Annotated in this window: 12 protein-coding genes; 5 read left to right on the top strand and 7 right to left on the bottom strand. The window is 73.6% G+C overall.

Annotated elements, in window-relative coordinates; all coding sequences use genetic code 11:
* The first annotated feature begins 6 nt into the window (after positions 1 to 6).
* Entirely contained in the window at positions 7 to 1146 is a 1140-nt protein-coding gene (locus KGD84_RS21130) for a S1 family peptidase (protein ID WP_220562121.1), read from the top strand.
* A 128-nt stretch (positions 1147 to 1274) separates the two neighbouring features.
* On the opposite strand, the gene KGD84_RS21135 is transcribed toward KGD84_RS21130, so the two are convergent.
* Positions 1275 to 2885: an amidohydrolase gene (locus KGD84_RS21135; RefSeq protein ID WP_220562122.1), complete on the bottom strand. Its 1611-nt coding sequence runs from the start codon at positions 2883 to 2885 to the stop codon at positions 1275 to 1277.
* Between the two features lie 129 nt (positions 2886 to 3014).
* Positions 3015 to 4319: an MFS transporter gene (locus KGD84_RS21140; protein WP_220562123.1), complete on the bottom strand. Its 1305-nt coding sequence runs from the start codon at positions 4317 to 4319 to the stop codon at positions 3015 to 3017.
* Between the two features lie 183 nt (positions 4320 to 4502).
* Here KGD84_RS21140 and KGD84_RS21145 point away from each other — a divergent pair, with 183 nt between their 5' ends.
* Positions 4503 to 6119, top strand: coding sequence for a PucR family transcriptional regulator (locus KGD84_RS21145; RefSeq protein WP_220562124.1), 1617 nt, complete (start codon positions 4503 to 4505; stop codon positions 6117 to 6119).
* Between the two features lie 57 nt (positions 6120 to 6176).
* On the opposite strand, the gene KGD84_RS21150 is transcribed toward KGD84_RS21145, so the two are convergent.
* Positions 6177 to 6782, bottom strand: coding sequence for an NAD(P)-dependent oxidoreductase (locus KGD84_RS21150; protein ID WP_220562125.1), 606 nt, complete (start codon positions 6780 to 6782; stop codon positions 6177 to 6179).
* Positions 6783 to 7046: 264 nt separating this feature from the next.
* On the opposite strand from KGD84_RS21150, the gene KGD84_RS21155 reads away from it, so the two are divergent.
* The gene (locus KGD84_RS21155; protein ID WP_220562126.1) at positions 7047 to 7643 is read left to right on the top strand and encodes a TetR/AcrR family transcriptional regulator; all 597 of its coding nucleotides are present in this window, start codon (positions 7047 to 7049) and stop codon (positions 7641 to 7643) included.
* A gap of 22 nt (positions 7644 to 7665) precedes the next feature.
* Here the strand turns inward: KGD84_RS21155 and KGD84_RS21160 are convergent, their stop codons facing one another.
* Both KGD84_RS21160 and KGD84_RS21165 read right to left on the bottom strand, forming a co-directional pair.
* Positions 7666 to 8460, bottom strand: a complete 795-nt coding sequence (locus KGD84_RS21160) for an SDR family NAD(P)-dependent oxidoreductase (protein WP_220562127.1) — start codon at positions 8458 to 8460, stop codon at positions 7666 to 7668.
* Between the two features lie 93 nt (positions 8461 to 8553).
* A complete protein-coding gene (locus KGD84_RS21165; RefSeq protein ID WP_220562128.1) occupies positions 8554 to 9162 on the bottom strand; it encodes a TetR/AcrR family transcriptional regulator in 609 nt (202 codons plus the stop codon).
* Between the two features lie 74 nt (positions 9163 to 9236).
* On the opposite strand from KGD84_RS21165, the gene KGD84_RS21170 reads away from it, so the two are divergent.
* Positions 9237 to 10052, top strand: a complete 816-nt coding sequence (locus KGD84_RS21170; RefSeq protein ID WP_220562129.1) for an SDR family NAD(P)-dependent oxidoreductase — start codon at positions 9237 to 9239, stop codon at positions 10050 to 10052.
* 12 nt (positions 10053 to 10064) lie between these two features.
* Here the strand turns inward: KGD84_RS21170 and KGD84_RS21175 are convergent, their stop codons facing one another.
* Positions 10065 to 10541 (bottom strand): PPOX class F420-dependent oxidoreductase, encoded by a 477-nt coding sequence (locus KGD84_RS21175; RefSeq protein ID WP_220562130.1) that lies wholly within the window; start codon positions 10539 to 10541, stop codon positions 10065 to 10067.
* 132 nt (positions 10542 to 10673) lie between these two features.
* Complete coding sequence (dop, locus tag KGD84_RS21180; protein ID WP_338151183.1) at positions 10674 to 12191, bottom strand: depupylase/deamidase Dop; 1518 nt, start codon at positions 12189 to 12191, stop codon at positions 10674 to 10676.
* A 341-nt stretch (positions 12192 to 12532) separates the two neighbouring features.
* On the opposite strand from dop, the gene KGD84_RS21185 reads away from it, so the two are divergent.
* Positions 12533 to 13981, top strand: a complete 1449-nt coding sequence (locus KGD84_RS21185) for a basic amino acid/polyamine antiporter (RefSeq protein WP_220562131.1) — start codon at positions 12533 to 12535, stop codon at positions 13979 to 13981.
* Positions 13982 to 13985: the final 4 nt, after the last annotated feature.

Consider the following 13985-nt stretch of genomic DNA (forward strand, 5'->3'; position numbering starts at 1 on the left):
GGGATCATGCGACCCTCCCCCGTTATCTCCGCCGTCGGAACGGGAGCCCTGGCCTTCGGCCTGGTGCTCGCCATGTCCCCCGGCGCCTACGCGGCGACCGCACCACAGACCCCCGTGGCCGATGACAGCGCCGCCACCATGCAGGAGGCACTGGCCCGCGACCTCGACCTGACCCAGGCCGAGGCCACCGAGCTCCTGGAGGCCCAGGAGGACGCCCTGGACGTCGACGCCGAGGCGACCGAGGCCGCCGGCGACGCCTACGGCGGCTCGCTCTACGACATCGAGACCCAGGACCTCACCGTCCTGGTCACCAGCGCCGACGCCGTCGCGGCGGTCGAGGCGACCGGTGCGCAGGCCGAGGTCGTCGAGTACGGCACCGAGGGCCTGGCCGAGGTCGTCGAGGCCCTCGACGCGGCCGACGCCCCCGAGGGTGTCACCGGCTGGTACCCGGACGTCGCGAGCGACACCGTCGTCCTGGAGGTCCTGGAGGGCACCGACGTCGACGCGCTCCTGGCCGACGCCGACGTGGACGCCTCCGCCGTCGAGGTCGTCACCACCGACGAGGCCCCGCAGCTGTACGCGGACATCATCGGCGGCCTGGCCTACTACATGGGCGGCCGCTGCTCGGTCGGCTTCGCCGCCACCAACAGCGCCGGCCAGCCGGGCTTCGTCACCGCGGGCCACTGCGGCACCGTGGGCACCGGCGTGACCATCGGCAACGGCCAGGGCACCTTCGAGCGCTCGGTCTTCCCGGGCAACGACGCCGCGTTCGTGCGGGGCACCTCGAACTTCACCCTGACCAACCTGGTCAGCCGCTACAACGGCACCTACCAGTCCGTCACCGGCACCACCCAGGCGCCGATCGGGTCGGCGATCTGCCGCTCCGGCTCCACCACCGGCTGGCGCTGCGGGACCATCCAGGCCCGCAACCAGACGGTCCGCTACCCGCAGGGCACCGTGAACGCGCTCACCCGCACCAACGTGTGCGCCGAGCCCGGCGACTCCGGCGGCTCCTTCATCTCCGGCTCGCAGGCGCAGGGCGTCACCTCCGGCGGCTCCGGCAACTGCTCCAGCGGCGGCACCACCTACTACCAGGAGGTCCTGCCGATGGTGAACTCGTGGGGCGTGCGGATCCGCACCAGCTAGTCGTCCCGCCCACCCCCTCCCCGGTGTCCCCGCCCGCGCGCACAGCGCGGGCGGGGACGCCCCCGTTCCCCCGCGGGTCCCCGGCCGGGAGGGCCCGCCCCTTTCCCGGACTCGGGGATGCGCGGGCCTCAGGCCCGGTGGACGACCTTCCCGTCCAGCACGGTCAGCCAGGCGTTCACCGAACGCAGCTCATCCGGGCCCAGCCCCTCGACGGCGCGGTCCAGGACCACGACGTCGGCCAGGTACCCCGGCCGGAGGGCGCCGAGCCGGTCCTCCATCCCCACCGCGTGGGCGGCGTCCAGGGTGTGCGCCCGCAGCGCCTCGTGCAGGGTGACCGCCTGGTCGGCGCCGATCTCGTCGCCCTCGCGGGTGGTGCGCCCCACCGCGTTGGCGATGGTGTCCATCGGGCGCAGGCTGGAGACGAACGCGTCGCTGGACAGCGCCGGGCGCAGGCCCAGGTCGAGCTCCTCGCGCATCGGCTGGAGCCGGTGGGCCCGGTCCCCCAGGCGGCGCAGGAAGTCGCGCCCGCTGTCGTAGAGGAAGTTGGGCTGGTTGACCGGGATGACCCCGTACTCGGTGAACCGCTTGGCCTGCTCCACCGTCGGGTACCCGCAGTGCTCCACCCGCGGGCGCGGGTCGGGCCCGGACACCTTCGCCGCCGACGCGATCGCGGCCAGGGTGTGCTCCATCGCGGCGTCGCCCTGGGTGTGGATCGCCACCTGCCAGCCCTCGCGGGCGGCCCGGGTCACCAGGTCCACCAGCTGGTCGGGGTGGTGGTACAGGCTCCCGGCGAACTGGCCCCGCTCGCCGTAGGGGACGGTGAACTTGGCGGTGCCGCCCAGCAGGGTGCCGTCGGAGTAGAACTTCATGCCGGTCAGGCGCAGCCAGTCGTCGCCGAACGGCGAGGCCAGCCCCGCCTGGGTGAGGGCGTCGAGCTGGTGGGACAGCGGCATGCCGAAGGTGCGCAGCGGCAGCGTCCCGGCGTCCCGCGCCGCCCGGTACACGCGCAGCTCGCGCGCCGACACCTGCGGGTCGCACACGGTGGTCACGCCGGCGGAGAGGTAGGGGCGGGCGGCGTCGGACAGCCAGCCCAGGAGGTGCTCGGTGGGCAGGTCGGTGTGGAAGTTGGGCCCGTGGCAGCCGATGTCGACGGCCAGCGGCAGCAGCAGCTCCATCGCGGCGTCGGTGACCATGCCGGTGAGGCGGCCGCCCTCGTCGCGCACGAACGAGCCGCCCGCCGGGTCGGGCACGTCCTCGCCGATGCCGCTCCAGGCCAGGGCCGCGGAGTTGACGACGGCCTGGTGACCGGACACGTGGTAGACGATGACGGGGTGCTCGGTGGTGGCCGCGTCCAGGTCGCGTCGGGTGGGGCGGCCCCCGGGGTACTTGGCGTCGTCCATGGAGAAGGCGCGGATCCACTGCCCGGCCGGGGTGCGGGCGGCCTCGGCGGCGACGGCGGCGACCAGCTCGGCGGCGCTGCCCACCCGGGGGTAGCGGGCGTCCACGGCGGCCAGGGACTCGGCGGTGGACAGCAGGTGGTTGTGCGGGTCGATGAACCCGGGCAGGACGGTGCGCCCGCCCGCGTCGATCTCGGTGGCGCCGGGCCCGGCCGCGGCGCGGGCCTGCTCGGCCGTGCCGGCCAGGAGCACGCGCCCGTCGCGCACGGCCAGTGCCTCGGCGCGGGGGCGGGAGTCGTCCATGGTCAGGACGGCGGCGTTGTGGATGAGCAGGCCGGACACGGCTTCCTCCTCGGTTCGGATGCGGGTGGGAGCCCCGGGGCGGGCCGGAGGACGGCCGGCCCGCCCGGGGGGACGGAAGAACGTCGATCGGTGCTTCCGGTTCGGGGGGTGTCGGGGGGTGCGCCCGGTTCAGGCCGACGCGGACTCCAGCAGGTCGGCGTCGCGGTGCCGGGGCGCGTTGGCCAGGCAGATGATGCTGACCACCGCCATCGCCATCAGCAGGCCCGCCACCGGCAGGATGCTGCCGGTCGCCGCGTACAGCGCGGTGCAGGCCAGCGGCGACAGGCCGCCGAAGATCGCGCCGGCGACCTGGTAGGCGATGGAGATGCTGGTGTAGCGGGCCCGCGGCGGGTACATCTGCGCGAGCACCCGGGCGATCGGGCCGTAGACCGCGGCCATGGCCAGGCGCATGACGCACAGCGACAGGAAGATCAGGCCGACGCTGCCGGTCTCCAGGACCAGGAACTGCGGGATCGCCAGGACGATGACGCCGACCAGGCCGATGGTGACCACGCGGACGGTGCCGAAGCGGTCGCCCAGCCAGGACACCCCCAGGGTGGCGACCAGCTCCACGAACGCGGCCAGGCTCAGGCCGTTCAAAATGACCTGTTCGCTGATGCCGACCTCGGTGACCCCGTACCCCTGGAGGAAGGTGGTGACGATGTAGTAGCCGCCGACCGCGACCGGCAGGATCCCGATGCCCAGCAGCAGCGGCCGCCAGGAGGTGCGCAGCGCCTCGCGCACGGGCAGCTCGGTGGGCGCGCCCTTCTGCTGCGCAGCCTCGAAGACCGGGGACTCCTCCACCTTGAGGCGGATGAACAGGCCGACCAGGACCAGCAGCACCGACGCCAGGAACGGCAGGCGCCAGGCCCAGTCGTGGAGGGCGTCGGCGTTCCAGGCGGCGATGAGGCCGAACGAGCCGGTGGCCAGCAGGGCGCCGGCCGGGTTGCCCAGCTGGGCGAAGGAGCCGTAGAAGGTCTTGCGGTCCTCGGGCGCGTGCTCGACCGCCATGAGGACGGCGCCGCCCCACTCGCCGCCGACGGCGATGCCCTGCACGAACCGCAGCACCACCAGGAGCAGCGGGGCGAGGAACCCGACCTGCTCGTAGGTGGGCAGCAGGCCGACGCAGAAGGTGGCCACGCCCATCATGAGCAGGGTGATGACCAGGGCCGACTTGCGGCCGAGCCGGTCGCCGTAGTGGCCGAAGACCAGGCCGCCCAACGGCCTGGCGAAGAAGCCGACGGAGAAGGTCGCGAAGGAGGCCATCAGGCCCACGACCGGGTCCGTCCCGGCGGGGAAGAACTGGGTGGCGAAGACCAGGGCCGCGGCCGTGGCGTAGACGTAGAAGTCGAACCACTCGATGGTGGTGCCGACGAAGGCCGCCACGGCCGCACGCGCGGGGTGCGAGGACGTGGGGGCGGTCCGCTCTGACATGGGAACTCCGGTTGCGTGTGGCGCGATCGTCGGGCGCTGCTCAGGTGTTGTTGTGACCGTAGACACTCCCCTGTCACCGGCGCCGGGATGTTCCGCACAGGGCGTACCGTGACAAAAGTGCGGCGCGCACAGTCGGTCCCACCGCGCGCCGCCGGGACGCACGACCGGGACCCGGGAGCAGCCGTGAGCATCACCGTCCGCGACATCACCTCGGCACCGCACCTGGAGGTGTACGCCTCGGCCGGGTCCCCGGAGCTGGACCGGGTGGTGCGCTGGGCGCACGTCACCGAACTGCCCGACCCGGTGCGCTGGCTGCGCGGCGGCGAACTGGTGCTGACCGTGGGGCTGGGCCTGGGGTCCGGCGAGGAGGAGCGGCGCGCCTATGTCCGGCGGCTGCACCGGGCGGGGTGCGCGGCGCTGGCCTTCGCCATCGACGTGTGGCTGGGCGGGACGATCCCGCCGGAGGTGCTGGACGAGGGCGACCGGCTCGGCTTCCCGGTGCTGCGGGTGGAGGGCGAGACGTCGTTCATCGCCGTGGTGGAGACCGTGGCCGACCACTACGCCGCCGAGCGGAGCCGGGAGCAGGGCAGGGTGCTGGCCGCCCAGGACGCGATGGCGCGGGCGGCGCTGCGCTCGGGGCCGGCGGGGGTGATGCACGAGCTGGCGTCGGCGGCGTCCGGGGAGTGCCTGCTGCTGGACCGCAACGGGATGACCAGCCGGGCCGTCCCGGACGCCGAGCCGGCCTGGCACGCGCCGGTGCGCGCCGCGGTGGCCGGGTCCGGCGGCACGCCGGGCATGCGGGTCCTGGCCGGGGACGGCCGGGGCACGGCGGGCGCGGACGGTCCGGGCGCCGCCGAGGCGGACGGCACGGGCCCAGGGACGGGCGGTGCGGCGGACGGCGAGGGGGTGATCCTGCTGCAGACGCTGGGCACCACCGGCCGGACGCTGGGGTGGCTGGCGCTGCGCTGCGCCGCCCCCTCCACGAGCGTGCGGGTGCTGGCCAACCACGCCGCGTCGCTGCTGGCGGTGGACCTGCTGCACTCGCGCGACGCGCGCCGGGCGATCTTCCGCGAACGCGCCCCGCTGCTGCGGGCCGCCGTGCTGGGCGGGCCGGTGGGCGTTCCGCTCACGCTGCCGCCCCCGCCCTGGGAGGTGGTCTGCTATCGGACCGGCGGGGAGCGCGACCCCGCTCCGGGGACGCCGAGCGCGCTGGACGCGGCGGCGGACGCCCTGGTGGACGTGCTCGGGGACACCGGTGCCGCGCAGAGCACGGGGCTGTGCCCGCTGGACGGGGTGCTGGTGGCGGTGCTGCCCGACACGGGCCGCCCGCACGCCGGAGAGCGCCTGCTCGCACTGCTGCCGGGGGTGCCGGCGGCGGGGGCCTGCCGGGCGCGCGGGCCGGCCGACCTGGCCTCGGCGGTGTCCCGGGCCCGCGACGCGGTCCCCCCGCAGGGGTACCGGCACGTGGACGAGGCGGACGCCTGGGCGCTGCTGCGGTCGGCGGTCCCCGAGAGCGGGTCGCGGGCGTTCACCGAGGCCGTGCTGGGGCCGCTGCTGGAACACGACGTGCGCAACGGGACGGAGCTGGCGCACACCCTGCGGCACTACCTGGACTCCGGGGCGCAGGTGGAGGGGACCGCCCGGGACCTGGGGGTGCACCGCAACACGCTGCGGGCGCGGCTGCGCACCGCCGAGCGGGTGCTGGGCCGCCCGCTGTCCGATCCGCGGACCCGGCTGGAGCTGTGGACGGCGCTGAGCCTGCACCCCCTGCGCTGCACCGACGGCACCTGGCACGACTGAGCGCCCGCGGGGGCACCGGCGGTCCTCCCCGCCGCACGTGGGGAGGACCGCCGGCGGTCAGGCGGCGACGGTGTAGAGCCGTCCGGAGTGGGCGTCGGTCTCGATCTCGTCGACGAAGGCGACGGCGTAGTCGGCGTCGCTGAGCCGGCTGCGCCCGTGCTCGTCGGTGAGGACGACGTCGCCGCCGGTCCGGTAGCGGCCGGTGCGCTCGCCCTCGCTGACGAGTTCGACCGGCGGGGCCAGGTAGGTCCACCGCAGGTCGAGGCTGATCTGGTAGAGGAAGTAGGCGCGTTCCAGGGAGCGCGCCAGGTCGCGCAGGGGGCCGCGGGCCATCCTGCTCTGCCAGTAGGTGGCGGTCCTGGACTCGTCGGCGTACAGGTGTCCGTGGCTGCCGGCCACGAGGAGCCGCACGGGGGTTCCGGTGAGCAGCGAGATCAGGTGGCGGTCGACCTCTATGTGGTCGCGTTCGCGGCCCACCTGGGCCTGGTGGGCGTTGACGAGGACGTCCAGGCCGTCGAGGTCGCCGTAGCCGATCTCCAGGGGGTCGCGGCGGATGTCGCACACGTCGTGCCCTCGCTGACGGGCTTCGGCGGCGATGAGCGCTCCGATGCCCGTGGTCGCGCCGATGACACCGATCCGCAGGGAAGTGGCGTTGTCTTGCATGGCGGGTCCTTAGGGACAGGTGCTGTGACCCGGTGCGGGGCCGTCGAACCCGAAGGAACGGCCCCCACCGAGGAGAATGAAGTGACGGAGAGGTCTCCGCCACGTACACAGAACTTACCGGAGAGGTCTCCGCCAGGCAATCCCGAAAACCTGTGACGCGAGCCGCAGCACCCTCGGAAAACACCGTCTGAACTGGGATGACAAAAAATCGAAATATCGGCTAACCTATGACGGAGAGATCTCCGCCAACGAAGGACCACGACCGTGTCGACCAAGCGCGTCGAGCAGCTGCACGCCCAGGGCGTCCGCACGCGCGCCCACCTGCTGGAGACCGCCCGCGAGGCGTTCTCCACGTGCAGTGACGCCTCCCTGAACTCCATCGCCAAGAAGGCCGGGGTGGGCATCGGCACCCTGTACCGGCACTTCCCCACCCGCGAGGACCTGGTCTTCGAGCTGTACCGCGCCGAGGTGCAGCAGATGGCGCAGGCCGCCGACGACCTGCTCGACGAGCACCCGCCGCTGGACGCCTTCAAGCTGTGGCTCACCCGGTTCGCCCGGTACGCCATGACCAAGGCCGGCCTCATCGGGGCGCTCCAGAGCGCCACCAGCAGGGGCCGGTTCGCCCAGGAGGCCCGCGGGCCGCTCACCTCCGCGCTCCAGCGGCTGCTCGACGCCAACCGCGCCGCCGGGACCCTGCGCGAGGACCTCGAACCCGACGACGTGCTGCTGGCCATCGCCGGGCTGTACCAGCTCGACCCGGCGGGCGACTGGGAGCCGCGCGCCAGGCGCCTCCTCGAACTCGTCTGCCTGGGCCTGTGCCGCCGGGACACCGTCCTGCCGGGCGGGACCGTACGGGCCTGACCCCGCGCCCCGGGCGGGGCGGTCAGGGCAGGATCGAGTCCACGTAGCCGCCGTCCACCCGCAGGGCGCCGCCCGTGGTGGCCGAGGCCAGCGGCGAGGCGAGGTAGACGACCATGTTCGCGATCTCCTCGGGCTCGATGAGCCGCTGGATCAGGGACATCGGGCGGTGCTCGCGCATGAACACCCGCTGCGCCTCCTCCCAGGGCAGGTCCCGGTCCACCAGCTCGTAGACGAAGTCCTCGACCCCGCCGGTGTGCGTGGGCCCGGCGATGACGGAGTTGACGGTGACCCCGGACCCGGCGGCCTCCTTGGCGAAGCCCCGGGTGACCGAGAGCAGGGCGGTCTTGGTCATGCCGTAGTGGATCATCTCGGCGGGGACCACCACCGCCGAGTCGCTGGCGATGTTGAGGACGCGGCCCCAGGAGCGCTCCACCATGCCGGGCAGGTAGGCCCGGGTCGTGCGCACCGCGGTCAGGACGTTGACCTCGAAGTAGCGGCGCCACTCCTCGTCGGTGATCTCCAGGGCGGGGCGGGCGCCGAAGACGCCCAGGTTGTTGACCAGGACGTCCACGGCGGGGACGGCGTCCAGGACGCGCCGCAGGCCGCCGTCGTCGGTCAGGTCGCCGGGGGCGGCGACCAGGTCGGCGCCGGGGTGCTCGGCGGCGATGCGCTCCAGCGCGCGGTCCACGGTCTCCGGGCCGCGCCCGTTGACCGCGACCCGCGCCCCGGCGCGGACCAGGCCGGTCGCGATCGCCGCGCCGATGCCCTGGGTGGATCCGGTGACCAGCGCCGTCTTCCCGCTGAGGTCGATCTGCATGGTGCGCCCTTCGTCGGAGTCGGGAACGAAGATAGTTGCGCACGCGCTCTAAGCGCAAGAGCACATAACCGGCGTGTCGCCCGTACCGGGCGATCAGGCCCGGACGGCGGCGACGGCCTCGTCCCAGAGGTCTTCGAGGGGGACCGCCCCGTCGACGCGGAGCCAGGTGTCCGTGGCGACGTCGATGCAGGTGAGCGCGGTGGCGATGATCGCGGCGGCACGGTGGTCGGCGCTCACCCCGTCGAGGCCGTGCGCCTCGCGCAGGCGCCGGGCGAGCTCGGGGACCAGGACCTCCTGCCAGGCGAGGTGCTTCTCCAGGCTGCGGGCGCGCAGCGACGGGGTCCCGTGCAGCATCCGCCCGATGCGCAGCTCCTCCTCGGGGCCGCCGGAGGCCTCCTCGCGCAGCGCCATCAGCGCGGCCCGGACCGCCGCCCAGGGCTCCTCCCCGGAGGGGCGCGCGGCCAGCGCCGCGCCGATGCGGTGCCCCCGCTCGATCATGTCGCCCAGGACCACGTCCTCCTTGGTCGCGAAGTAGCGAAAGAAGGAGCGGCGGGAGATCCCGGCGGCCTCGGCGATCTGGTCGACGGTGGTCTCCTCGAAGCCCTGGTCCAGGAAGAGCGCCATCCCGGCCTCGGCGATCTCGCGGTGGACCGCGCGGCGCGTGCGCTCCCGCAGGCCGGGGGTCGGTTCTCCGGTCGTCATCCCGCCAGCCTACAAGGAAAGGCACCCAGAGGCGATCTTGACACCGAGTGTCACACATGGCGTAGGGTGTCGCCATGACCCTTGATCATGCCTCCCAGACCACACTCATCACCGGTGCCAGCTCCGGCATCGGCGCGGCCCTGGCCCGCCTGCTCGCCGCACGCGGCTCCGACCTGGTACTCGTCGCCCGCCGCACCGAACGGCTGGAGGCCCTGGCCGCCGAACTGCGCGGGGCCCACGGCGTCCGCGTGGAGACCGTCTCGGCCGACCTCGTCCGCCCGGGCGCGGGCCGGGACCTGGCCGCCGAGGTCGACCGCCGCGGCATCCGCGTGACGAGCCTGGTCAACAACGCGGGGATCGGCGCCGACGGCACGTTCGCCGAACAGGACCCCGACGAGCTGGAGGCGCTGCTCGCGCTCAACGTGACCGCGCCGGTGGACGTGTCACGGGCGTTCATCGGGCGGCTGGACCCGGGTGGCTACCTGGTCAACATCGCGAGCATGGCCGCCTACCAGCCGATCCCGGGGATGGCGGTGTACGCGGCGAGCAAGGCGTTCGTGCTGAGCTTCACCGAGGCGCTGTGGTGGGAGACCCGCGGGAGCGGTCCGCGCACCCTGGCGTTCTCGCCGGGCCTGACCCGCACGGAGTTCTTCGACGGGATCGGCACCGAGGGGTACCCGGGGGACTTCCGGACGCCCGAGCAGGTCGCCGCGGCGCTGGTGCGCGCCCTGGACCGGCGCCGGTCGGCCCCCAGCGCGCTGTCGCGGGCGGCCGACGCCGCCGCCCCGTTCCTGCTCCGGCTGTTCAGTCGCCGGTCGGCCGTCCTGACCACCGCCCGCGTCGCCGGTTCGGCGGACCTGGTGCGCAAGAACCGGGCCGCGGCGGTGTGAGCCCGGTCCGGGTCAGCCGGCGGACGGGGGGACGCGGTCGGCGGGGAAGCCGCCGGTGGCGATCGGGCCCCAGCGCCGCGGGGTCACCCGGACCAGCGCCTTGCCCTGGCGGCGCATCGCCTCCCGGTACTCCGCCCAGTCCGGGTGCTCGCCCGCGATCACGCGGAAGTACTCCACCAGCGGCTCGACGGCCTCCTCGCCGTCCAGTACCTCGGCCTCCCCGTCCACCTGCACCCAGGCGCCGCCGAAGTCGTCGGACAGCACCACCACGCTCACCCGGGGGTCGCGCGCGGCGTTGCGGGCCTTGGCCCGCTCCGGGTACGTGGAGACGACGATCCGCCCCTGCCCGTCGACACCGCAGGTCACCGGGGAGGCCTGCGGCCCGCCGTCGCCGCGGCGGGTGATCAGCAGCGCGTTGTGCCGGGGCCGCACGAACTCCAGCAGCCCGGCCAGGTCGACGGTGGTGTTGGTCGCGATCGAAGGACTCATGGACCTCTCTCCTCAGCGGGAACGGGCCCAGCCTATCCCCGCGGGCCCCTGCCGTTCCGGGTCCCGCGCCCCGGGTCCCGGCGTGCGGCGGGGCGGGGGCGCACGCCGCCCCGCCCCGCCGCGCGCCCGCGGTCAGCGCCCGCCCGACAGCACCGCCACCAGGTCGGCCGCCGTCGGCGAGGCGTCCAGCAGCTTCCCCACGTGCTCCTTCGTCCCGCGGCGGGGCTCCAGGGTGGGCACCCGCTGCAGCGAGTCGTAGCCCGGCAGGTCGAAGATCACCGAGTCCCACGACGCCGCCGCCACCGAGTCCGCGTACTTGGCCAGGCACCGGCCGCGGAAGTACGCCCGGGTATCCTCCGGCGGCTCGGTGACCGCCCGCTGCACCTGGGACTCCTCCAGCAGCCGCTTGACCCGCCCGCGCGCCGCCAGCCGGTTGTAGATCCCCTTGTCCGGCCGCACGTCCGAGTACTGCAGGTCCACCAGCTGCAGCCGCGGGTGCGACCAGTCCAGCCCGTCCCGGGAGCGGTACCCCTCCAGCACCTTGAGCTTGGCCACCCAGTCCAGCTCGTCGGCCAGGTCCATCGGGTCGTTGCCCAGCCGGGTCAGCGCCGACTCCCACCGGTCCAGCACGTCGGCGGTGTCGGGGTCCACGTCCGTGCCGTAGCGGTCCTCCACGTACTTGCGCGCCTGGTCCAGGTACTCGCCCTGGAGCTCCAGCGCGGTCATCCGGCGCCCGTCGCGCAGCTTCACGCGGTGCGCCAGCGTCGGGTCGTGGGACACCGCCCGCAGGTCGGCGACCGGGGTCTCCAGGGACAGGTCCACGCTGATGAACCCGTCCTCGATCATCGACAGCACCAGCGACGTCGTCCCCAGCTTGAGGTAGGTGGAGATCTCGCTCATGTTGGCGTCGCCGATGATCACGTGCAGCCGCCGGTACTTGTCCGGGTCGGCGTGCGGTTCGTCCCGCGTGTTGATGATGGGACGCTTCAGCGTGGTCTCCAGCCCCACCTCGACCTCGAAGAAGTCGGCGCGCTGGGAGAGCTGGAAGCCGGTCCCCTGCCCGTCGGAGCCGATGCCCACCTTGCCCGCGCCCACCACCACCTGGCGGGACACGAAGAACGGGACGAGGTGGCGCACGATGTCGCCGAACGGCGTCGACCGCTGCATCAGGTAGTTCTCGTGGCAGCCGTAGGACGCGCCCTTGTTGTCCGTGTTGTTCTTGTACAGCTGGATGGGCTCGATCCCCGGCGTGGCCCCCGCCCGGGCGGCCGCGTCCGCCATCACCCTCTCGCCCGCCTTGTCCCACAGCACCGCGTCGAGCGGGTTGGTGACCTCGGGCGCCGAGTACTCGGGGTGGGCGTGGTCCACGTACAGCCGCGCCCCGTTGGTGAGGATGACGTTGGCCAGCCCCAGATCCTCGTCGGTGAGCTGCGTGGGGTCGGCCACCTCACGCGCCAGGTCGAAGCCGCGCGCGTCGCGCAGCGGGTTCTCCTCCTCGAAGTCCCATCGTGCCCGTCGCGCCCGGGCCGCCGAAGCGGCCAGATAGGCGTTGACCACCTGGGTTGAGGTGACCATCGCGTTGGCCCCGGGGTTGCCCGGCACGGAGATCCCGTACTCGGTCTCGATACCCATAATCCGCCGCACACTCATGGTGAAGAGATTATCCACCGGGGGCCGGTCTTGAACGCTTCCGCGTCGATTGTGGCCCAAGCGCCGTCTTCCCGGGAGTTCCGGGCCTCCCGGCGCGCCGTTGTCATCGCAGGTGGGACCGGCTTTCCCCGGGCCGGGAAAAACCTTTCACCCGTTTTCCGGGAAAAGTCGGCCGACCGTTGCCGCCTCCCTTGCGGCCGCGGTCCGCGCGGCAAAGCGCAAGACACCCCGAGGACACGGGCAAGGCCCGGCGACACGGACCCATCCGCCTAGATTATGACCATGTGCCACATTGCGAACACGCCGGGCGACGACCGCCCCGGACCCCGCGAGCGGCAGGCATGAGCGGCGCGCACGCCGCCGAACGCGCGTCCGGGGGCGCGCCGGTCAGGCTCACCCTGCCGACCCTGACGGCGATGGTCGTCGGCTCGATGGTCGGGGCCGGGGTCTTCTCCCTGCCGTCGCGGTTCTCCGAGTCCACCGGCGTGGCCGGAGCCCTCATCGCCTGGGTGATCGCGGGCACCGGCATGCTCATGCTCGCCTTCGTCTTCCAGATGCTCGCCGTGCGCAGGCCCGACCTGGACGCCGGGGTCTACGCCTACGCCAAGGCGGGCTTCGGCGAGTACCTCGGGTTCTTCGCCGCGTTCGGGTACTGGGCCAGCGCCTGCGTCGGCAACGTGACCTACTGGGTGCTCATCATGTCGACGCTCGGGGCCCTCTTCCCGGCCCTGGGCGACGGCGACACCCTCCTGGCCGTGGGGCTGTCCTCGGCCGGCCTGTGGGGGTTCTTCCTGCTGGTGCGCCGGGGCGTCAGGGAGGCCACGGCGATCAACCGGGTGGTCACCGTCGCCAAGCTCGTGCCCATCCTGGTGTTCGTCGTGCTGGCCCTGTTCCTCCTGGACCCGGCGGTGTTCGCCGACAACCTCACCGGCACCGCGGACGCCGGGACCCTCTTCGACCAGGTGCGCGGCACCATGCTGGTCACCGTGTTCGTGTTCCTGGGGGTGGAGGGGGCCAGCGTCTACTCCCGCCACGCCGCCCGGCGCGAGGACGTGGGCCGGGCGACCGTCCTGGGCTTCCTCAGCGTCTTCGCGGTCTTCGCCTCGGTCACCCTCGTGTCCTACGGCATCATGCCGATGGAGGAGATCGCCGCCCTGCGCCAGCCCTCGATGGCCGGGGTCCTGGCACACGCCGTGGGCCCCTGGGGGACGGTGTTCGTGAGCGCCGGGCTGATCGTCTCGGTGCTGGGCGCCTACCTGGCCTGGACCCTGATGGCCGCCGAGGTGCTGTTCGTCGCCGCCCGGGACGACGACATGCCCCGGTTCCTGCGCCGCTCCAACGCCGCCGACGTCCCGGTCCCGGCCCTGGTGATGACCACCGCGCTGTCCCAGGCGGTCCTGGTCGTCACCCTGTTCTCCGAGGACGCCTTCGACTTCGCGCTCAACATGACCAGCGCGCTGACCCTGATCCCGTTCCTGCTCGCGGCGCTGTTCGCGGTCAAGGTCGCCCGGGGCCCCGCCGCGGGCGCCGGGGCCGGGGCGTCCCGGGGCGCCCTCGCTATCGCGGTGCTCGCCACCGCCTACACCGCGTTCCTGCTGTACGCGGCCGGCCTGAAGTACGTCCTGGTCTCCCTCATCGTCTACGCGCCCGCCACCGTGCTGTTCGTCAAGGTCCGGCGCGAACAGGGCCGCCGCCTGTTCACCCCGGCCGAGCTCGCCGTGTGCGCCGTCTCCGTCGCGGGGGCGGCGGCCGGCGTGGCCGCCCTGGCCACCGGCCTGATCACGCTCTGAACCG

It is taken from the genome of Nocardiopsis changdeensis (genome assembly GCF_018316655.1).
Taxonomy (GTDB): Bacteria; Actinomycetota; Actinomycetes; order Streptosporangiales; family Streptosporangiaceae; genus Nocardiopsis; species Nocardiopsis changdeensis.